Origin of the sequence: Luteimonas suaedae (genome assembly GCF_008312895.1) — a bacterium.
Lineage (GTDB): Bacteria > Pseudomonadota > Gammaproteobacteria > Xanthomonadales > Xanthomonadaceae > Luteimonas > Luteimonas suaedae.
Genome location: NZ_VSSP01000002.1, coordinates 366,912 through 385,582 on the forward strand (window position 1 = coordinate 366,912; position 18,671 = coordinate 385,582).

At 69.5% G+C, this 18,671-nt stretch carries 15 protein-coding genes and 1 tRNA gene; 9 read left to right on the forward strand and 7 right to left on the reverse strand.

Going from position 1 to position 18,671, the window contains the following annotated elements; all coding sequences use genetic code 11:
• The first annotated feature begins 34 nt into the window (after nt 1-34).
• The 9 genes from phoB (at nt 35) to dxs (ending at nt 12,613) form a co-directional block, all read left to right on the forward strand.
• Nucleotides 35-724: a phosphate regulon transcriptional regulator PhoB gene (phoB, locus tag FXO19_RS05915; RefSeq protein ID WP_149194135.1), complete on the forward strand. Its 690-nt coding sequence runs from the start codon at nt 35-37 to the stop codon at nt 722-724.
• Nucleotides 725-925: 201 nt separating this feature from the next.
• Nucleotides 926-2,278 (forward strand): phosphate regulon sensor histidine kinase PhoR, encoded by a 1,353-nt coding sequence (phoR, locus tag FXO19_RS05920; protein ID WP_149194136.1) that lies wholly within the window; start codon nt 926-928, stop codon nt 2,276-2,278.
• A 25-nt stretch (nt 2,279-2,303) separates the two neighbouring features.
• The gene (gene ppk1 / locus FXO19_RS05925; RefSeq protein WP_149194137.1) at nt 2,304-4,415 is read left to right on the forward strand and encodes a polyphosphate kinase 1; all 2,112 of its coding nucleotides are present in this window, start codon (nt 2,304-2,306) and stop codon (nt 4,413-4,415) included.
• The gene (gene ppx / locus FXO19_RS05930; RefSeq protein ID WP_149194138.1) at nt 4,412-5,950 is read left to right on the forward strand and encodes an exopolyphosphatase; all 1,539 of its coding nucleotides are present in this window, start codon (nt 4,412-4,414) and stop codon (nt 5,948-5,950) included. The genes ppk1 and ppx overlap by 4 nt, the downstream gene beginning before the upstream one ends.
• A 66-nt stretch (nt 5,951-6,016) precedes the next feature.
• Nucleotides 6,017-6,493, forward strand: coding sequence for an LEA/WHy family protein (locus FXO19_RS05935; protein WP_149194139.1), 477 nt, complete (start codon nt 6,017-6,019; stop codon nt 6,491-6,493).
• Complete coding sequence (locus FXO19_RS05940; protein WP_149194140.1) at nt 6,493-8,283, forward strand: acyl-CoA dehydrogenase C-terminal domain-containing protein; 1,791 nt, start codon at nt 6,493-6,495, stop codon at nt 8,281-8,283. The genes FXO19_RS05935 and FXO19_RS05940 overlap by 1 nt, the downstream gene beginning before the upstream one ends.
• A gap of 362 nt (nt 8,284-8,645) precedes the next feature.
• On the forward strand, nt 8,646-9,323 hold the full coding sequence (locus FXO19_RS05945) for an HNH endonuclease (RefSeq protein WP_149194141.1): 678 nt from the start codon (nt 8,646-8,648) through the stop codon (nt 9,321-9,323).
• A gap of 213 nt (nt 9,324-9,536) precedes the next feature.
• The gene (locus tag FXO19_RS05950; RefSeq protein WP_149194142.1) at nt 9,537-10,628 is read left to right on the forward strand and encodes a hypothetical protein; all 1,092 of its coding nucleotides are present in this window, start codon (nt 9,537-9,539) and stop codon (nt 10,626-10,628) included.
• Between the two features lie 74 nt (nt 10,629-10,702).
• Nucleotides 10,703-12,613 carry a 1-deoxy-D-xylulose-5-phosphate synthase gene (dxs, locus tag FXO19_RS05955; protein WP_149194143.1) on the forward strand — a complete coding sequence of 637 codons (1,911 nt, stop codon included), beginning with the start codon at nt 10,703-10,705 and terminating at the stop codon, nt 12,611-12,613.
• A 21-nt stretch (nt 12,614-12,634) separates the two neighbouring features.
• On the opposite strand, the gene FXO19_RS05960 is transcribed toward dxs, so the two are convergent.
• From FXO19_RS05960 to pheS, 7 genes are all read right to left on the reverse strand, one after another.
• Nucleotides 12,635-13,639, reverse strand: coding sequence for a TraB/GumN family protein (locus FXO19_RS05960; protein ID WP_187775647.1), 1,005 nt, complete (start codon nt 13,637-13,639; stop codon nt 12,635-12,637).
• A 26-nt stretch (nt 13,640-13,665) separates the two neighbouring features.
• Complete coding sequence (locus FXO19_RS05965; protein ID WP_149194145.1) at nt 13,666-14,124, reverse strand: cupin domain-containing protein; 459 nt, start codon at nt 14,122-14,124, stop codon at nt 13,666-13,668.
• A 67-nt stretch (nt 14,125-14,191) separates the two neighbouring features.
• Nucleotides 14,192-14,268: transfer RNA gene (locus FXO19_RS05970), tRNA-Pro, on the reverse strand.
• 93 nt (nt 14,269-14,361) lie between these two features.
• Nucleotides 14,362-14,718: a MerR family transcriptional regulator gene (locus tag FXO19_RS05975; RefSeq protein ID WP_149194146.1), complete on the reverse strand. Its 357-nt coding sequence runs from the start codon at nt 14,716-14,718 to the stop codon at nt 14,362-14,364.
• Complete coding sequence (locus FXO19_RS05980; RefSeq protein ID WP_149194147.1) at nt 14,711-15,013, reverse strand: integration host factor subunit alpha; 303 nt, start codon at nt 15,011-15,013, stop codon at nt 14,711-14,713. The genes FXO19_RS05975 and FXO19_RS05980 overlap by 8 nt, the downstream gene beginning before the upstream one ends.
• Before the next feature lie 16 nt (nt 15,014-15,029).
• The gene (gene pheT / locus FXO19_RS05985) at nt 15,030-17,462 is read right to left on the reverse strand and encodes a phenylalanine--tRNA ligase subunit beta (protein ID WP_149194148.1); all 2,433 of its coding nucleotides are present in this window, start codon (nt 17,460-17,462) and stop codon (nt 15,030-15,032) included.
• Between the two features lie 123 nt (nt 17,463-17,585).
• Nucleotides 17,586-18,581, reverse strand: coding sequence for a phenylalanine--tRNA ligase subunit alpha (gene pheS / locus FXO19_RS05990; protein WP_149194149.1), 996 nt, complete (start codon nt 18,579-18,581; stop codon nt 17,586-17,588).
• Between the last annotated feature and the right edge of the window lie 90 nt (nt 18,582-18,671).

Below are 18,671 nucleotides of genomic sequence, written 5' to 3' on the forward strand. Positions count from 1 at the left end.
CGTCTAATGCCATCAACGGCCACAGGCGAGCAACATGCAGAAACGGATCCTGATCGTCGACGACGAACCCGCCATCCGCGAGATGGTCGCGTTCGCGTTGCGCAAGGGCGACTTCGAACCGGCCCACGCCGCGGATGCGCGCGAGGCGCAGTCGGCGATCGCCGACCGCGTGCCCGACCTGATCCTGCTGGACTGGATGCTGCCCGGCACCAGCGGGCTCGAGCTGGCCCGGCGCTGGCGCCGCGAGGAACTCACCCGCGAGGTGCCGATCATCATGCTCACCGCGCGCGGCGAGGAGAATGACCGCGTCGGCGGCCTGGAAGCGGGGGTCGACGACTACGTGGTCAAGCCGTTCTCGGCGCGCGAACTGCTGGCACGCATCCGCGCGGTCATGCGCCGCTCACGCGAGGACGACGAGGACGGCAGCATCCACGTCGGTGGGCTGCGCATCGACGGCGCCGCGCACCGGGTCTTCGCCGGCGAGGAGCCGGTCAGCATCGGCCCGACCGAATACCGCCTGCTGCATTTCTTCATGACCCATCCCGAACGCGTCTACTCGCGCTCGCAGCTGCTCGACCACGTCTGGGGCGGCAGCGTCTACGTCGAGGAGCGCACCGTCGACGTGCACATCCGCCGCCTGCGCAAGACGCTCGAGCCGGTGCGGCTGGACGGGATGGTGCAGACGGTGCGGGGAGCGGGCTACCGTTTTTCGGCGGCGATGTGAGAAGGGCCGGGATTCGTGATTGGTGATTCGTGATTCGAAAAAGCGGAAACTTCTCGCGGCCGTCCGGGGCAACACGAAGGTCGTGTTGCCGTTAACGCGACGGTCGGCAGGAACAGTAAGAATGGGCCTGCGCTGGGCGATCACAGCCGGCGAGCACTTGCGAATCACGAATCACCAATCACGAATCCCGGCCCCTCACCCATGCCCCCCCGCGCCCGCTCCGCCTGGACCAAGACCCTCGGCCTGCTCGCCCTGATCCTGCTGGCGGCGCTCGCATTCGGGCTGTTGATCGGGCAAGCGTGGCTGGTGTTGACGGTGGCGGCGCTGGGCGTGGTCGCCTGGCATTACTGGCGGCTGCGGCGGGTGCTGTTGCGGCTGACCTCGCGCCAGCGCATCCCGCCCGCGGACGGCAACGGGGTGTGGAACGAGCTCGACCGCCTGCTGCACCGCAGCCAGGACGACACCCGCAGCCGCAAGCGGCGCCTGGTGGAGATGCTGCGCGCCTATCGCGCCGCCGCCGCCGCGCTGCCCGATGCGGTGATCGTGCTGGAGCGCAACAGCCAGCGCGTGCAGTGGTTCAACGAAGCGTCTTCCGGCCTGCTCGGACTGCAGTATCCGGGCGACCTCGGCGCCTCGCTCGGCGATCGCCTGCGACCGCTGCCGATCGCGCACTGGCTGGCCAGCGGCCGCCACGCCGAACCACTGCTGGACGTGCCCTCGCCGCTCGACCCGTCGCTGCGCCTGAGCATGCGCCTGATCCCCTATTCCGAGGAGCTCTGGCTGCTGGTCGCGCGCGACGTCAGCAAGATCATGCACCTGGAACAGGTGCGGCGCGATTTCGTCGCCAACGTCTCGCACGAACTGCGCACGCCGCTGACGGTGGTGCACGGCTATCTCGACATGCTCGATCCGACCGAGCAGCCGGAATGGGCGCCGATCCTGGAGGAGATGCGGCGCCAGTCGCAGCGCATGACGCAGCTGGTCGAAGACCTGCTGACATTGTCGCGGTTGGAGGCGCAGGACACGGTCAGCGACGAGAGCGTGAGCATGGGATCGATGCTCGCCACGCTCAAGCGCGAGGCCGAAGCGCTGAGCCAGGGCCGCCATACCGTCACGATCGACGACCGAGCGGCGCTGGACCTCTGGGGCTCGACCCGGGAGCTGCACAGCGCATTCTCCAACCTGGTCGCGAACGCGGTACGCTACACCCCGGCTGGCGGCAGCATCGCCATTCGCTTCGCACGCGCCGACGGCGGCGTGGCGCTCTCGGTGACCGACAGTGGCTACGGCATCCCGGCTGCGCACCTGCCGCGCATCACCGAACGTTTCTACCGCGTCTCGACCAGCCGCTCGCGCGAGCTCGGCGGCACCGGACTCGGACTGGCGATCGTCAAGCACGTGCTGCAGCTGCACCAGGCGCGGTTGGAGATCGAGAGCGAAGTCGGACGCGGCAGCACCTTCACCTGCCATTTCTCCGCCGACCGCGCGCACCCGCGCGACGGCGACAGCATCGGAGCCGGGCGTGAGCGCACGCACAAACAATTCATCGATTAGGCGCAGGCCGAAGTCCGCACGGACGATGACCGCCGCGCTGTCCGCCGAATCGAGCGGCGCCCACGCCGGCGATCCGGCCGCGGACGATCCGCTGTCCGATCCAGCGCTCTATTTCAACCGCGAACTGTCGCAACTCGACTTCAACTTCCGCGTGCTGGCGCAGGCCCAGGACCAGGCGGTACCGCTGCTGGAGCGGCTGCGCTACCTGTGCATCTCCTGCACCAACCTGGACGAATTCTTCGAGATCCGCGCCGCCACCGTGCGCCACGCGCAGGATTTCGGCATGCCCGGATCGCCGGACGGGCTGGCGCCGGCCACCGTGCTCAAGCGCATCCACGAGCGCGCCGCCGAGCTGGTCGATTCACAGTACCGCTGCTGGAACGAGACGCTGCGGCCGGCGCTCTACGACGCCGGCGTGCGCATCCTCGGCCGCGAGAAATGGAATGCGCGGCAGAAGCGCTGGCTGCGCGCCTATTTCCGCGACGAGATCATGCCGGTGCTGTCGCCGCTCGGGCTCGATCCGGCACACCCGTTCCCGAAGATCCTCAACAAATCGCTGAACATCGTCGTCGTGCTCAAGGGCCGGGACGCGTTCGGCCGCAGCGGGCACCTTGCGATCGTGCGCGCGCCGCGCTCGCTGCCGCGCATCATCCAGCTGCCGGAGCGGGCCTCCGGCGGCGAGCATGACTTCGTGTTCCTGTCCTCGGTGCTGTCGGAGTTCGTGGACGAGCTGTTCCCCGGCATGCAGGTCAAGGGCGCCTACCAGTTCCGCGTGACCCGCAATTCGGAGCTGATCGTCGACGAGGAGGAAGTCGAGAACCTGGCGCTGGCGCTGCGCGACGAGCTGGTGGGGCGCGGCTACCTGCGCGCGATGCGGCTGGAAATCGCCGCCGACTGTCCCAAGGCGATCGTGCGCACGCTGCTGGAGAACTTCGAACTGCCGGAGAACGCGGTCTATCGCATCGACGGCGCGGTCAACCTCAACCGGGTGATCCAGGTCTACGACATGGTGCAGCGGCCGGACTTGAAGTTCCCGCCGTTCCAGCCACGCCAGCTGCGCGAAAGCGACGCGATGTTCGAGCTGCTGGCCGAGGAGGACGTGCTGCTGCATCACCCGTTCGACGCGTTCACCCCGGTGCTGGAGCTGATCAAGCAGGCGGCCGAGGATCCGAACGTGCTGGCGATCAAGCAGACGCTCTACCGCACCGGCAAGGACTCGGCGATCGTCGAGCACCTGGTGCAGGCGGCGCGCAACGGCAAGGACGTCACCGTCGTGGTCGAGCTGCGCGCGCGCTTCGACGAGGAAGCCAACCTCGGCCTGGCCGACCGCCTGCAGGAGGCCGGCGTGCAGGTGGTCTATGGCGTGGTTGGCTACAAGACCCACGCCAAGATGCTGCTGATCGTGCGCCGCGAAGGCCGCAAGCTGCGTCGCTACGTGCACCTGGGCACCGGCAACTACCACTCCGGAACCGCGCGCGCCTATACCGACCTGGGCCTGCTCACCAGCAATTCCGAGATCGGCGAGGACGTGCACCAGATCTTCCAGCAGCTCTCCGGCCTGGCGCCGCTGATCCGGCTGCACCACCTGCTGCAGTCGCCGTTCACGCTGCACGCCGGGGTGCTGGCGCGGATCGCACGCGAGGCCGCGCACGCGCGCGCCGGACGCCCGGCGCGCATCATCGCCAAGATGAACGCCCTCAACGAGCCGCATGTCATCCGCGCCCTGTACGGCGCCTCGCAGGCCGGCGTGGAGATCGACCTCATCATCCGCGGCGCCTGCACCCTGCGGCCCGGCGTGGCGGGCGTGTCCGACAACATCCGCGTGGTCTCGATCGTCGGCCGTTTCCTCGAGCATCACCGCATCTACTGGTTCGCCAACGACGGCGACCAGGAGCTGTTCTGCGCCAGCGCCGACTGGCTGGAGCGCAACCTGCTGCATCGGGTCGAGTCCTGTTTCCCGGTGCTGGATCCGGAACTCGCCGGCCGCGTGCGCGAGGAAGCGCTCAACAACTACCTGGCCGACAACACCAACGCCTGGGAATTGCAGGCCGACGGCGCATACCGCAAGCTTGCGCCCGGCGACGAGGCGATGCCCCACTCGGCGCAGTCCTGGTTGCTGGCGAAACTCTGCGGATGACCGATACCCTGGCGCTGGCCGGATCGCTGGCCGACCCGCTCGAAGACGGCGACTCGCTCGCCGCCATCGACCTCGGCTCGAACAGCTTCCACATGGTCGTTGCACGCTACACGCTGGGCCAGCTGCGGGTCGTCGACCGGCTGCGCGAAACCGTGCGGCTGGGCGAGGGCCTCGACGGCAAGGGCGGGCTGCGCGCAGAGGTGCGGCAGCGCGCGCTGGAATGCCTGTCGCGCTTCGGCCAGCGCATCGGCGACCTCCCGCCGCAGCGGGTCCGCGCGCTGGCGACCAACGCGGTGCGGCAGCTCGCCGTGCCGCAGGCGTTCCTGGTGCCGGCCGAGGACGCGCTCGGCCATGCCATCGAGGTGATCTCCGGACGCGAGGAAGCGCGCCTGATCTATCTCGGCGTCGCCCACGCGCAGCCGCCGAAACCGACCCATCGGCGGCTGGTGATCGATATCGGCGGCGGCTCCACCGAATGCATCATCGGCTCCGGCTTCGATGCGATCGAGCGCGAAAGCCTGCAGGTGGGCTGCATCGGCAGCACCCGGCGCTTCTTCGGCAACGGCAAGCTGTCGCGCAAGCGCTGGCGCGAGGCGCTGGCCGAGGTCTCGGCCGAGTTCCAGCAGTTCGCCGCCGCCTATCGCGACCTCGGCTGGCAGGAGGCGCTGGGCGCGTCCGGCACCAACAAGGCGATCGGCCAGATCTGCGCGGCAATGAAATTGACCAAGGGCGCGGTGACCGCGGAGGCGTTGCCGCAGGTGCGCGACCGACTGCTCACCGCCGATCGCATCGACAACATCGACCTGCCCGGATTGTCGGCGGAACGGCGTCCGGTGATCGCCGGCGGCCTGCTGGTGCTGGAGGCGGCGTTCCGCACGCTCGGCCTGGAACGCATGGCGGTCAGCAAGGCCGCGCTGCGCGAGGGCGTGCTCTACGACATGCTCGGCCGCGGCAGCGAAGACGATCCGCGCGAGACCTCGATCGCCGCGCTCACGCTGCGCTACGGCATGGACGCGGCGCAGGCCGCGCGCGTGGAGCAGACCGCGGTGCGCCTGTTCGACCAGGTGGCGCGCACCTGGCAACTCGGCGCCGACGATCTGCTGATGCTGGGCTGGGCCGCGCGCCTGCACGAGCTCGGCCTGACCATCGCCCACAGCCAGTACCACGTGCATGGCGGCTACGTGCTGGAACACTCCGATATCTCGGGCTTCTCGCGCCAGGAGCAGCAGTTCCTCGCCGCACTGGTGCGCACCCATCGCCGCAAGGTGCCGAAGTCCGCGTTCGACGCGCTGCCCGAGCGCCTGCTGCCGGCGGCGCGGCGGCTGAGCGTGCTGCTGCGGTTGGCGGTCCTGCTCAACCGCGGCCACGAATCGCAGGCGATCCCGAAACTGGAGGCGACGGCGGACGGCGATCTGCTGGTCCTGCGCCTGGAGCGACGCTGGCTGGAGGCCCGTCCGCTACTCAGCACCGACCTGCAGGGCGAGCCCGCCGACATCGCCGCGCTCGACATCGAGCTACGCATTGACGCGGTCTGAGCGGCGCCGCATCGCCCGATGCGACGGTTGGTATATCCTGCGCGCATTCACTTCGGAGCGTCCGGCATGGCACGTCTGTTCACTCCCCTGCTCTGCGCGTTCTGCCTGCTGCTGGTCGCCTGCAGCAGCGGGCCGGTCCGGCGCATCTCCGAGCCCACGGCCAGCATCCAGCAGCTCAGCGTCGCCGCGGACGGCAGCTGGTCGGTCGACCTGCGCGTGCAGAACTACAGCAGCATCGCCATGCGCTTCGACGGCATCCGCCTGGCGCTGACCGCGGGCGGCGAGATGGCCGGCACGCTGCAGGCCACGCCGCAACTGTCGATCTCGCAGGAATCGGCCGACATCGTCACCGTGACCCTGACGCCGACCGCCACCGCACGCCTCCTGCTGGCCGATACCCTCGCCGGCGGCCGCAGCCTGCCCTACGCGCTGGAAGGCGAGCTCAACGCCGTCCCCACCGATCGCGGCCGCGCCCGCGACTACCGCATCGAGCGCAGCGGTGTGCTGAGTCCCGTGCCCGGGCTGCCTGGAGTCTTGCGCTGATGAGCACCTACAAGGCCCCGCTCGCCGACATCCGCTTCGTCCTGTACGACGTGCTCGAGGCCGAGGCGCTGTTCGCGCGGCTCGGTTTCGTCGACGCCAGCCGCGACATCGTCGATGCCGTGCTGGAGGAAGGCGCGCGCTTCAACGAGACCGTGCTGGCGCCGCTCAACCGCATCGGCGACGAGACCGGCTGCCGCTACGACAAGGCCACCGGCGCGGTGACCACGCCGCCCGGCTTCCGCGAGGCCTATGCGCAATACGTCGAAGGCGGCTGGCCCGGGCTGACGGCGCCGCCGGCGTTCGGCGGGCAGGGACTGCCGCACACGGTCGGCGTGCCGCTGAAGGAGATGATCGACGCCGCCAACCTGGCGTGGGGCAACTTTCCGTTGCTCTCGCACGGCGCTACCGAGGCGCTGCTGCACCATGGCGAACCGTGGCAGCAGGAGGTCTTCCTCAAGCCGCTGATCGAGGGTCGTTGGACCGGCACCATGTGCCTGACCGAGGCGCACTGCGGCACCGACCTCGGTCTGCTGCGCACGCGCGCCACGCCTGCCGATGACGGCAGCCATGCGATCAGCGGCACCAAGATCTTCATCACCGCCGGCGAGCACGACCTGACCGACAACATCGTGCACCTGGTACTGGCACGGCTGCCGGATGCGCCGACCGGCAGCCGGGGCATCTCGATGTTCATCGTGCCCAAGTTCCGGGTCGATCGCGACGGCAAGGTCGGCGAGCGCAACGGCGTGCACTGCGGCGCGATCGAACACAAGATGGGCATCCACGGCTCGGCGACCTGCGTGCTGAACCTCGACGCTGCGCAAGGCTGGCTGATCGGCGAGCCGCACAAAGGGCTGGCGGCGATGTTCACCATGATGAACACCGCACGGCTCGCGGTCGGCCTGCAGGGGCTCGGGTTGTCCGACCGCGCGCTGCAGAACGCACTGCGCTATGCACGCGAGCGCCTGCAGATGCGGGCGCTGTCGGGGCCGAAGTTCCCGGACCAGCCGGCCGATCCGATCATCGTCCATCCCGACGTGCGGCGCATGCTGCTCACCTGCAAGGCGCTGGTCGAGGGCGGCCGCCTGCTCGGCTGTCACGCCGGCGCGCTGGTCGACATCATCGGCCACGCGCCCGACGCGGCCGAACGCGAACAGGCCGACGCCCTGCTCGGCTTCCTGACCCCGATCGTCAAGGCCTGCCTGACCGAATGGGGCGTCGAGTGCACCTACCACGCGCTGCAGTGCTTCGGCGGACACGGCTACATCACCGAACACGGCATGGAACAGCTGGCGCGCGACGCCCGCATCACCACCCTGTACGAGGGCACCACCGGCATCCAGGCGCTGGACCTGGTGGGCCGCAAGGTGATGCAGCTGCAGGGCGCGGGGCTGAAGGTCTTCCTGGAACTGATCGAAAACTTCTGCGGCGCCCACGAGGGCGATGCCGCGCTCGCCGAGTTCATCGTCCCGCTGCGCGCGAAGGCGGACGAGTGGCAGCGCCTGACGCGGGAGATCGGCCGGCGCGCGATGGCCGACCCGGAGGAAATCGGCGCCGCCAGCGTCGACTACCTGTTCTACTCCGGCTATGTCGCACTGGCCTACTGGTGGGCGCGCAGCGTCGCCGCGGCACAGGCTTCGTCGCAGTCCGAGGCGTTCAAGGACGCCAAACTCGAGACCGCACGCTTCTACTTCGCCCGCGTCCTGCCACGCACCCTGGCGCACAAGGCGGCGATCGACAGCGGCGCAGCGACGCTGATGGCGCTGGACGCCGACCGCTTCGACGCCTGACGCGGCCCCATGTCGTAGGAGCGCGCCATGCGCGCGATGCCGCGGGCATGTCAGCGCCCGCGGATTCCGATAACCGGCGCGCCTGCCGGTCCGGAAGCGCGGCATCCACCGGATCCTGCCAGCACCCGCGGTATCGCGCGCATGGCACGCTCCTACGGTAGGGGGAGCCTGTCGCCACGGGCGATAGGAATGAACAGCCGAGCCCATCACGCTTGACCAGCATCCGCTCCATCCCTTGGCTTGAAGCCCCGGCTATTCATTGGCGACACCCCGTGGCGACGGGCCTGATCTCACCGCAGCGGAAAGAACTACCTGGCGCGGATACACAAAACGTCAACAATTCTGTATAAGCTGTTGACCCAATGAAGGACGACAGAGCGAAGCTTCAGCTGCTCCGTGCCGGTTCACTTGCGGATCCGGCCTCCGCCCGCTCCTTTGCCGCTTCTTCTGCCTCCCAGGCCGCGCCGGTGCGACTCGACCGGGTGCGCCTGCTCTCGCTCGACGCCCACGGGCGTGTGCTCGACTGGATGAGCTGGCAGGACGCCGCCTGCCTGTACGCCCGCGAGGCCGTGGCCTGGACGCTCGGCGATCCCTGCCTGCACGTCCGTGGCGGCATCAACCGCAGCAGCGGCGAACGCAGCGTGATGCCGTTGCACCCGATCATCGCCGCGCGCGGGCATGCGCGCGCCAAGGCGCTGGATCCGACGCCCGCGCTCAGCAATGCCGCCCTGTTCGCCCGCGACCAGTTCCTGTGCCTGTACTGCGGCAACCACTTTCATCGCCAGCAACTCACCCGCGACCACGTGATGCCGCTGTCGCAAGGCGGTCGTGACCTGTGGGAGAACGTGGTCTCGGCCTGTTTCCACTGCAACTCGCGCAAGGGCGGGCGTACCCCGGCGCAGGCATCGATGCCGCTGCTCGCGGTGCCCTACCGGCCGAGCTGGATCGAACATCTGATCCTGTCGAACCGCAACATCCTCGCCGACCAGATGGCGTTCCTGACATCGCAGTTGCCGAAGAAGAAGCGACGCGCCGGCTGACCGCGCCGACGGTCGATCCCGACCCACCGCAGCTCCGCGACGACGTCTGCGCCCGACGGCGGCACTTTTACGGCCGATCCACGACCCGATCCACGACGCCGCTTTACCTTCCCAGCGACCATCACCGCGGCCTTCGCGGTTGGCCGCGCGGGCCTGCACGCGGCCGTCTCAGGCTAAACTCGCGTCCTCGCATTACTTTTCGAGCGTCGCAGCATGGTTTTGACCGTCGGCTTCACCAGCATGGACCAGGCCACCGAGACCGCGTTGCGGGCCGCGTTCGTCGAAGCCAACGAACGGCTCCAGGACCATTTTTCGCTGGTTCCGGAAGCCGCGGCCGACTACGTCGTGATCGACATGGACAGCATGTATGGCCCGATGGGCTGGCTGCGCCTGCACGCCGCCGGCAAGCTGGTCGTCGGCCTGACCGCGGCACCGCGCACGCAGGCCGACTTCCGCCTCGGCCGCCCGTTCGACACGCCGATGGTGGTCGACGTGCTGCGCGAGATCGCCGCCAAGGGCGGCGTCGACCTTGCCTCGAAAGCCAGCGCGGCCGTACCGCAAGCCGATGCGTCCGCCGCCACGTCGCAGGCGACGGCGGAGCCGGCCGCCGCACCCGCACCGCCGGCGGAGCCGACGCCCGCGGACACCAGGATCGCGGCGGCACCGGAAGCACCGCCCGCACACACGGCCGAACCGACGCCCATCGCGGCACCGCCCGCCGAACCACCGCCCGCACGCGACCCGATGTTCGCCGACTGGCTGCGGCCCGGCGCATTGTCGGGACGCCGGCGCTACCAGCGCGACGGCGGCCCGGTGCTGTGGATCGACGCCAGCACTCGCGAATACCATGGCCCGGCGCAGCTCAAGCCGCTGGCGCCCTACTTCAGCGGAACCGTTCGCGAAGAGACGTTCGAAGCGATGGACGACAATGCCTGGGCGACCGGCATCGCCGCTGCCGGCGCGCCGCAGCCGCTCTCGCGCCTGCAGTGGCTCGGCGGGCTGCTGGCCGGGAACGGCACACTGCTGCCGGGCCATGACCCGGACGACCGCTACCGCCTGACCAAGTGGCCGCAGACCGAACGCGAGTATCCGCGCCATTTCCGCATCGCCACGGCGATGATGAAAGGACCGGCAACATTGGCCGAGATCGCGGAAGCCAGCGGCACGCCGGTCGCCGAGGTCGCAGATTTCATCAATGCCAACCTGGCGACCGGCTACGCCGAACGGGTGCCGGAGCCGACCCCGGAGCCGGAAACGCCGGCCAAGACCGGCGGTTTCTTCGGCCGACTGCGCCGCAAACCCTGAACGCCGCGGCCACGCGCCGCCGCCGCCGCGCTGCTTTTCTTGCCCGTCACGGCGGCCGGGGCGAAAATGACCGGATGATCGACTCCACGCGCTACCCGCGCCTGTCCCGCATCGACTCCCCGGCCCAGCTACGCGCCTTCGACGAGGCCGAGCTGCCGGCGATCGCCGACGAACTGCGCGCCTACCTGATCGAATCGGTCGGCCGCAGCGGCGGCCATTTCGGCGCCGGCCTCGGCGTGATCGAGCTGACCACCGCCCTGCACTACCTGTACGACACGCCCGACGACCGCATCGTCTGGGATGTCGGCCACCAGTGCTATCCGCACAAGATCCTCACCGGCCGCCGCGACGGGATCCATACCGTCAAACAGAAGGACGGCGTGGCGCCGTTCCCCAAGCGCGAGGAATCCGAGTACGACACCTTCGGCGTCGGCCACTCGTCGACCTCGATCTCCGCCGCGCTGGGCATGGCGATCGCCAACGCCCGCGCCGGCAACGGCCGCAAGGTGGTCGCGGTGATCGGCGACGGCGCGATGACCGCGGGCATGGCCTACGAGGCGCTGAACCACGCCGGCGGCATGGATCCGGAGCCGGACCTGCTGGTGGTGCTCAACGACAATCGCATGTCGATCAGCGAGAACGTCGGCGGCATGACCCGGATGCTCGGCAGGATGACCGGCAGCAAGACGCTGAACGCGCTGCGCGAGGGCGGCAAGAAGCTGCTCGGCGACAAGAACAACCCGACCGCGAAGTTCGTGCGCCGTTGGGAGGAGCACTGGAAGGGCATGTTCGTGCCGTCCACGCTGTTCGAGGAGATGGGGTTCCACTACACCGGCCCGATAGACGGCCACGACGTGCGCGCGGTCGCCGCCGCGCTGAAGACGCTCAAGACGCTCAAGGGCCCGCAGCTGCTGCACGTCATCACCACCAAGGGCAAGGGCTATGAGCGGGCCGAGGGCGACCAGATCGGCTATCACGCGGTGTCGCCGTTCGACCCCGTGCAGGGCGTGATCGCCAAGCCCGGCAAGAAGAAGCCCACCTACACCGACGTCTTCAGCGACTGGCTGTGCGACATGGCCGCCGCCGACGACACGCTGCTCGGCATCACCCCGGCGATGCGCGAAGGCTCGGGCCTGGTGCGCTTCAGCCGCGAATACCCGGGTCGTTATTTCGACGTCGCCATCGCCGAGCAGCACGCGGTCACCCTGGCCGCCGGCATGGCCTGCGAGGGCGCGAAACCCGTGGTCGCGATCTACTCCACCTTCCTGCAGCGCGGCTACGACCAGCTGGTGCACGACGTCGCCATCCAGAACCTCGACGTGCTGTTCGCGATCGACCGCGGCGGCGTGGTCGGGCCGGACGGCGCCACCCACGCCGGCAACCTCGACCTGTCGTACCTGCGCTGCGTGCCGAACATGGTGGTGATGGCGCCGGCCGACGAGGACGAATGCCGGCGCATGCTCTCCACCGGCTTCCGCCACGCCGGCCCGGCGGCGGTGCGCTACCCGCGCGGCGCAGGCCCGGGCATCGCGGTGCAGCCGACGCTCGACACGCTGCCGATCGGCGAAGCCGAGGTGCGCCGGCGCGGGTCGCGCATCGCCCTGCTCGCCTTCGGCGCGATCGTGCCCGCGGCCGAACAGGTCGGCGAGAAGCTCGACCTGACGGTGGTCAACATGCGCTTCGTCAAGCCGCTCGACCGCGCCCTGATCCTGCAACTGGCCGCCACCCACGACGGCTTCGTCACGCTCGAGGACAACGTGGTCATGGGCGGCGCCGGCTCCGCGATCGCCGAACTGCTGCATGCCGAGAACATCGTGCTGCCGATCCAGCAGCTCGGCCTGCCGGATGCCTTCCAGCACCACGCCAGCCGCGAGGACCTGCTGGCCGAAGCCGGCCTGGACGCCGCCGGTATCCAGCGCGCCGTGCTGGCGCGCTGGCCCGAACTCGCCGTCCAGCCGTCACGCGCCGTCATCGCCGCCGGCTGATCGACCGCACGCCGACGGCGCTCAGGGCGCCTCGACGGCATAGCCTTTCGCCTGGAGTCGCGCCAGCACGCCGTCCTCGCGCAGCAATGCCGGCAGCGGCAGGCTGGCGAACGTCGAGGCGTTGACGGCGAGCGCGGACTCGGCCGCCTCCAGCCACGCATCGCCCAGGCGCCTGCTCACGTTGTCCAGCCCCAGCCTGCGCGCCAGCCCGGTCTCGGTGACGGCGCGGATGCAGGCCGCATACTGGTCGTCGAACCGCGCATTGTGCAGCGCCTCGGTGTCGCCGACCGCCCAGGCATTGGCACGCTCGCGCATGGCGTCGAGATCGGTCTCGATGTGCGACAGGGTCCTGGTGAAGCATTCGGTATCGGATAGCGGACCGCTGTTGAATTCGCGGATCGCGGATTTCGGATCCTCGACCACGATGCGCATTTCCACCGGCGTGCGCGGCACCCGGTGCCGCTTCGCGGCGCGCGCCACCACCGGCTCGGCGACGCTGTCCAGTGTCATGCCCGAACGCTTGATGGCCGCCTCGTACAGTTCCTGCGCGGCGAAGATCGGCCGCCAGCGCTCGACCCCGCGGCTGCGGCCGATGTAGCGGGCCTTGAGCGGCAGCCAGCGCGCGTACGCCTCGGCGGGAACGCTGTCCTGCAGGGTGCGTCCGTCGGGATTGCGCCGCATCCTGAGCAGCGACGGCAGCAGCAGCATGTTGCGGAACACGCCGGCACCCGAGTCCACGGTCGCCGATGGCGCGTCGAGTACCTGCTGCGACTGCGCGATCGTCGCCTCGACCTCCGAAGAGGCCCACTCCATCCGTCGTGGCAGCGGCGTCACCGTGCCGAGAATCCACAGCACGCGCCCGTCCCTGGAGACCTTCCACATTCCGGGGCCGGGCTGCGCACCGGATACGACCATCGCCTCCATGTCGACGATGCCGTCGCCGCCGCGCACGGCGGCTTCAGGCTCCTGTGCCAGGGCGCCGAGCGAGGCGGCGAACAGCAGGCAGGCCAGCAGGATGGTGGGCATGGCAGGTTCGGCGCGGCGGCGGACCATCAGTGAAGCACATCGCGCCTGCGAAGTTCCGCGGCCACCGCGCTGTCGCCCTCGAGCAGCTCGAAGCCCTGCCATGCAAAACCCGGCGAGACCGTGCAGAGCAGCAGCGCATGCCCATCCAGCGGATGCGCCGCCTGCCACGCGCCGGCCGGCACCACCGCGGCGCGATGCATGCCGGGCCCGGCACCGAGCAGGACGCGCGTGAGCCCGTCGCGGCTTTCGTCGAAGCGCAGCAGCTCGAGGGGGCCGCCGGACTGCCAGTGCCAGACCTCGTCGGCATCGATCCGATGCCAGCGGCTGCGCTGCCCGTGGGCGAGCAGGTATTGGATCGCGCTCAGCGCGGCGCGCTCGCGTCCGCGGTGGACCACGCGGCGGGCAGAGGTGTAGAGGCGGCGGTAATGGCCGCCCTCGGGATGCGGCTGCAGGCGCAGGCGGCGGACGAGCTCGTCGGCGGTCATCGCGATCTCCCGATCCTGGCCCGCGCCCCGGATACGGCACGGCCCGCGCGCGGCGGGCCGTTTCGAATGGTCGGGGTGGCCGGATTCGAACCGACGACCACCTGTCCCCCAGACAGGTGCGCTACCAGGCTGCGCTACACCCCGAGGGCGCGATTATACAAGAGCGAGGAACGAGTAGAGAGAAACGAGAAACGAGTGGGGCTGGAGCGCCGCTCCCGCTGCTGGTCGCGCCGCGAGTCAGCGCCGCAGCAGGTGGTGGATTTCCTCGAGCTCCATCCGCACCTGGCGCACGATCTGGCTGCTGAGCGCCGATTCCTCGCGGGCGCCGTCGCCCTCCAGCCGCAGCCGCGCGCCGCCGATGGTGTAGCCCTGTTCGTACAGCAGGGCGCGGATCTGCCGCACCATCAGCACGTCGTGGCGCTGGTAGTAGCGGCGGTTGCCGCGGCGCTTGACCGGGCTCAGGCCCGGGAACTCGGTTTCCCAGTAGCGCAGCACGTGCGGCTTGACGTCGCACAGCTCGCTCACTTCGCCGATGGTGAAGTAGCGCTTGGCCGGGATCGGCGGAAGTTCGCGGTTGCTGCCCGGATCAAGCATGCGCGCCTCCGCTATAGGCTTCCACGCGTTCCTTCAGCTTCTGCCCGGGGCGGAAAGTGACCACGGTGCGTGCCGAGATCGGGATCTCCTCGCCGGTCTTGGGATTGCGCCCGGGGCGCTCGTTCTTGCGGCGCAGGTCGAAGTTGCCGAACCCCGACAGCTTGACCTGGCGGCCCTGCTGCAGGGACTCGCGCAGCGCGTCGAAGAACGCATCGACGAACTCCTTCGCCTCGCGCTTGTTCAAGCCGACTTCCTCGTACAGCCGCTCGGCCATTTCCGCCTTGGTCAATGCCATGCCGCTCCCCGGACCATCAGCTTCGAATACGGGCGCCGTGATCGCGTTGCAGGGCGGCGATGATTCGCCCCACCACGTCTTCCACGTCGCGATCGGTCAGAGTGCGCGATTTGTCCTGCAAAATCAAGCCCATAGCCAGGCTCTTGCAACCGCTTTCGACCCCTTTGCCCTGATAACGGTCGAACAGGTGCAACCCGGCCAGCAGCGGCCCCGCCGCGGCACGGATCGACCCTTCGACCGACGCCCATGACACGTCCTGCGCAACGATGAACGCGAGATCGCGGCGCACCGACGGAAAACGGGTCAGCGCGCCCGCCTTGGGCAGGACCCGGCGCTGCAGCGCCGCCAGGTCGAGTTCGAAAGCGAGCACGCGCCGATCCAGCTCGAGCGCCGCCAGCAACCGCGGATGCAGCTCGCCGATCCAGCCGACGCGCGTGCTATCGCGGAACACCTCCGCCGAACGCCCGGGATGGCCATAGGCGGTCTGCCCCGGCCGGAACTCGAGTTGCGCGCCGGCACAGGCCGCCAGGCTTTCCAGGTCGCCCTTCAGATCGTGGAAGTCGACCTCACGCGCCGCCTCGCCCCACTGCTCCACCCGCGCATCGCCCGTAGCGACCGCCGCGATCCGCAACGTCTCCACCGGCGCAGATCCCGCTGCCGCTGCGGTTGCCGTTGCTGTTGCCTCTCCCGATTTCCGATTCCCGATTCCCGATTCCCGGCTCAAAAACACCTTCCCGATCTCGAACAACCGCACCCGCGGCTGCTGGCGCGCGGTGTTGCCGGCGAGCGCATCGACCAGACCCGGCAGCAGCAGCGTGCGCATCACGCCAAGCTCGGCGCTGAGCGGATTGGACAGCGGCACCGCGCCCGCGTCGACCTGCCAGCGCGCGAGCAGCGCGGCATCGACGAAGGCGTAGTTCACCGCCTCCAGGTAGTCGCGCGCCACCAGCTGCCGGCGCAGGTCGGCTTCCGGCGTGCGCCCCTCTTCCGGGACGGCCAGCCGAGTGGCACCGCCCGGCAGCGTGACCGGAATGCGGTCGTAGCCGTGGATGCGGGCGACCTCCTCGATCAGGTCCTCCTCGATCGCCAGGTCGAAGCGGCGCGCCGGCGGCGTCACCCGCCAACCGTCGTCGGTCGCCTCGACGGCGAAGCCCAGCGCACGCAGGATGCGGTCGACCTCGGCGTCGTCGACGGCCAGGCCCAGCACCCGCGCCAGGCGTGCACGGCGCAGCACGATCGATTGCGGCTGCGGCAGATGCTCGGGCAGCACCGCCTCGACCACCGGACCCGGCGCGCCGCCGGCGATCTCGACGATCAGCCGGGTCGCCATTTCGATCGCCTGCCGCGGCAGCTCCGGATCCACGCCGCGCTCGAAGCGGTGTGCGGCATCGGTGTGCATGCCGAGCCGGCGCGCGCGGCCGATCACCGCCGCCGGCGCGAAATGCGCCGCCTCGAGAAATACGTGACGGGTGGTCTCGCCGACGCGGGTGTCGTCGCCGCCCATCACCCCGGCCAGCGCGACCGCGCGGTCGGCATCGGTGACGACCAGGAAGCCGTCGTCCAGCGTCACGTCGCGACCGTCGAGCAATTTCAGTGTTTCTCCGGCGCGGGCGCGGCGCACGCCGACAGGACCCTGCAGGCGATCGCGGTCGAAGGCGTGCATCGGCTGGCCCAGTTCGAGCATCACGTACTGGGTGACGTCGACCAGGAAACTCACCGGACGCACCCCGCTGCGGCGCAGGCGTTCGGCCATCCACAGCGGCGTCGCGCGCGCCGGATCGACGTTGGCGATGACCCGGCCGACGTAGCGCGGCGCATCGGCGCCGGCCTGGAGCCCGACCGGCAGCGACGCATCCGACAACGCCGGCATCGGCACCGGCTCGGCTGCCGTCACTTCGCTGTCGCAGGCGGCGGCCACGTCGAAGGCGATGCCGCGGATGCCGAAGCAGTCGGCGCGGTTCGGGGTGAGTTTCAGCTCGAACGTGGCATCGGGCAGGCCCAGGCATTCGGCCAGCGGCGCGCCGATCGGCGCGTCGTCCGGCAGCTCCATCAGGCCGGAGCCGTCGCCGTCCAGGCCGAGCTCCTTCGCCGAGCACAGCATGCCGCTGGATTCGACGCCGCGTAGCTTGGCGGCCTTGATCGTGATCGCGCCGACCCGGGTACCGACGGTCGCCAGCGGCACCACCAGGCCCACGCGCGCATTCGGCGCGCCGCAGACGATCTGCAGCGGCGCGCCCGTTCCGGCGTCGACCCCGCACACCTGCAGCCGGTCGGCCTGCGGGTGCTTCTCGGCCGAGACGATGCGCGCCACGACCACGCCGTCGAGCTGCTCGCCCAGCGGTGTCAGTTCCTCGACCTCCAGCCCGATCGCGGTCAGCGTCGCTGCGAGTTCATCGCGCGAGGCATCGACCTTGACGTGTTGGCGGAGCCAGTTTTCGGAGAATTTCATTCTGAAATTCCGTGATTCGGGATTGGTGATTGGTGATTCGAAAAAGCAGTTCGGGAGTGGGTCGGGTTCGTGGCGGGCCTTCGCTCTTGCGAATCACCAATCACGAATCACCAATCCCGTTCCTCAGGCGAATTGCCTGAGGAACCGCACATCGTTATCGAAGAACGCCCGCAGGTCGTCGACGCCGTAGCGCAGCATCGCCAGGCGCTCGACGCCCATGCCGAAGGCGAAGCCGGTGTAACGCTCCGGATCGATGCCGACATTGCGCAACACGTTCGGGTGCACCATGCCGCAGCCCAGCACCTCCAGCCAGCGGATGCTGCCGTCGGGCTGCTGCCAGGCAATATCGACTTCCGCCGACGGTTCGGTGAAGGGGAAGTAGCTGGGTCGGAAGCGCATGGCGAAGTCGCGCTCGAAGAACGCGCGCACGAACTCGGTCAGGGTGCCCTTGAGGTCGGCGAAGCTCGCATGCTCGTCGACCAGCAGCCCCTCGCACTGGTGGAACATCGGCGTGTGGGTCTGGTCGGAGTCGGAGCGGTACACCTTGCCCAGCGCGATCATCCGCAGCGGCGGCGCGTGCTCGCCCATGTAGCGGACCTGCACGCCGGAGGTGTGGGTGCGCAGCAGGCGGCCGTCACCGAAGTAGAAGGTGTCGTGCATCGCCCGCGCCGGATGGTGCGGCGGGAAGTTCAGCGCCTCGAAGTTGTGCCAGTCGTCCTCGATCTCGGGGCCGTCGGCGAGCTCGTAGCTGAGCCGCCCGAAGATGTCCGCGATGCGCTCGATGGTGCGGCTGATCGGATGCAGCCCGCCGCGCGCGGCATCGCGCCCCGGCAGGGTGACGTCGACCGTCTCGCCGCCCAGCCGGGCGTCGAGCGCGGCCTCGTCCAGGCTGCGCTTGCGCTCGCCGAGCGCCTGGCCGACGGCGTCGCGGACGCGGTTGATCTCGGCGCCGGCGGCCTTGCGTTCCTCCGCCGGCAGCGCACCCAACGACTTCAGCTGCGCGGTGATGCTGCCGTGCTTGCCGAGCAGCGCGACCCGCAGCGCCTCCAGCGCCTCCGGCGTCGGCGCCGCGGCGATGTCGGCGAGCGCCTGCCGACTGATTTGTTCGATATCGCTCATCGATCAACCTACCCTGAAGCCCCCGGCATCGTCATCCCGGCGGATGCCGGGATCCATTTTGACGTTGCACTTGTCCATCCGCCAGAAGAT

Coding starts and splice junctions, on each gene's coding strand:
- phoB (WP_149194135.1), top strand. CDS start 35: ATGCAGAAACGGATCCTGATCGTCGACGACGAACCCGCCATCCGCGAG.
- phoR (WP_149194136.1), top strand. CDS start 926: ATGCCCCCCCGCGCCCGCTCCGCCTGGACCAAGACCCTCGGCCTGCTC.
- ppk1 (WP_149194137.1), top strand. CDS start 2,304: ATGACCGCCGCGCTGTCCGCCGAATCGAGCGGCGCCCACGCCGGCGAT.
- ppx (WP_149194138.1), top strand. CDS start 4,412: ATGACCGATACCCTGGCGCTGGCCGGATCGCTGGCCGACCCGCTCGAA.
- FXO19_RS05935 (WP_149194139.1), top strand. CDS start 6,017: ATGGCACGTCTGTTCACTCCCCTGCTCTGCGCGTTCTGCCTGCTGCTG.
- FXO19_RS05940 (WP_149194140.1), top strand. CDS start 6,493: ATGAGCACCTACAAGGCCCCGCTCGCCGACATCCGCTTCGTCCTGTAC.
- FXO19_RS05945 (WP_149194141.1), top strand. CDS start 8,646: ATGAAGGACGACAGAGCGAAGCTTCAGCTGCTCCGTGCCGGTTCACTT.
- FXO19_RS05950 (WP_149194142.1), top strand. CDS start 9,537: ATGGTTTTGACCGTCGGCTTCACCAGCATGGACCAGGCCACCGAGACC.
- dxs (WP_149194143.1), top strand. CDS start 10,703: ATGATCGACTCCACGCGCTACCCGCGCCTGTCCCGCATCGACTCCCCG.
- FXO19_RS05960 (WP_187775647.1), bottom strand. CDS start 13,639: ATGCCCACCATCCTGCTGGCCTGCCTGCTGTTCGCCGCCTCGCTCGGC.
- FXO19_RS05965 (WP_149194145.1), bottom strand. CDS start 14,124: ATGACCGCCGACGAGCTCGTCCGCCGCCTGCGCCTGCAGCCGCATCCC.
- FXO19_RS05975 (WP_149194146.1), bottom strand. CDS start 14,718: ATGCTTGATCCGGGCAGCAACCGCGAACTTCCGCCGATCCCGGCCAAG.
- FXO19_RS05980 (WP_149194147.1), bottom strand. CDS start 15,013: ATGGCATTGACCAAGGCGGAAATGGCCGAGCGGCTGTACGAGGAAGTC.
- pheT (WP_149194148.1), bottom strand. CDS start 17,462: ATGAAATTCTCCGAAAACTGGCTCCGCCAACACGTCAAGGTCGATGCC.
- pheS (WP_149194149.1), bottom strand. CDS start 18,581: ATGAGCGATATCGAACAAATCAGTCGGCAGGCGCTCGCCGACATCGCC.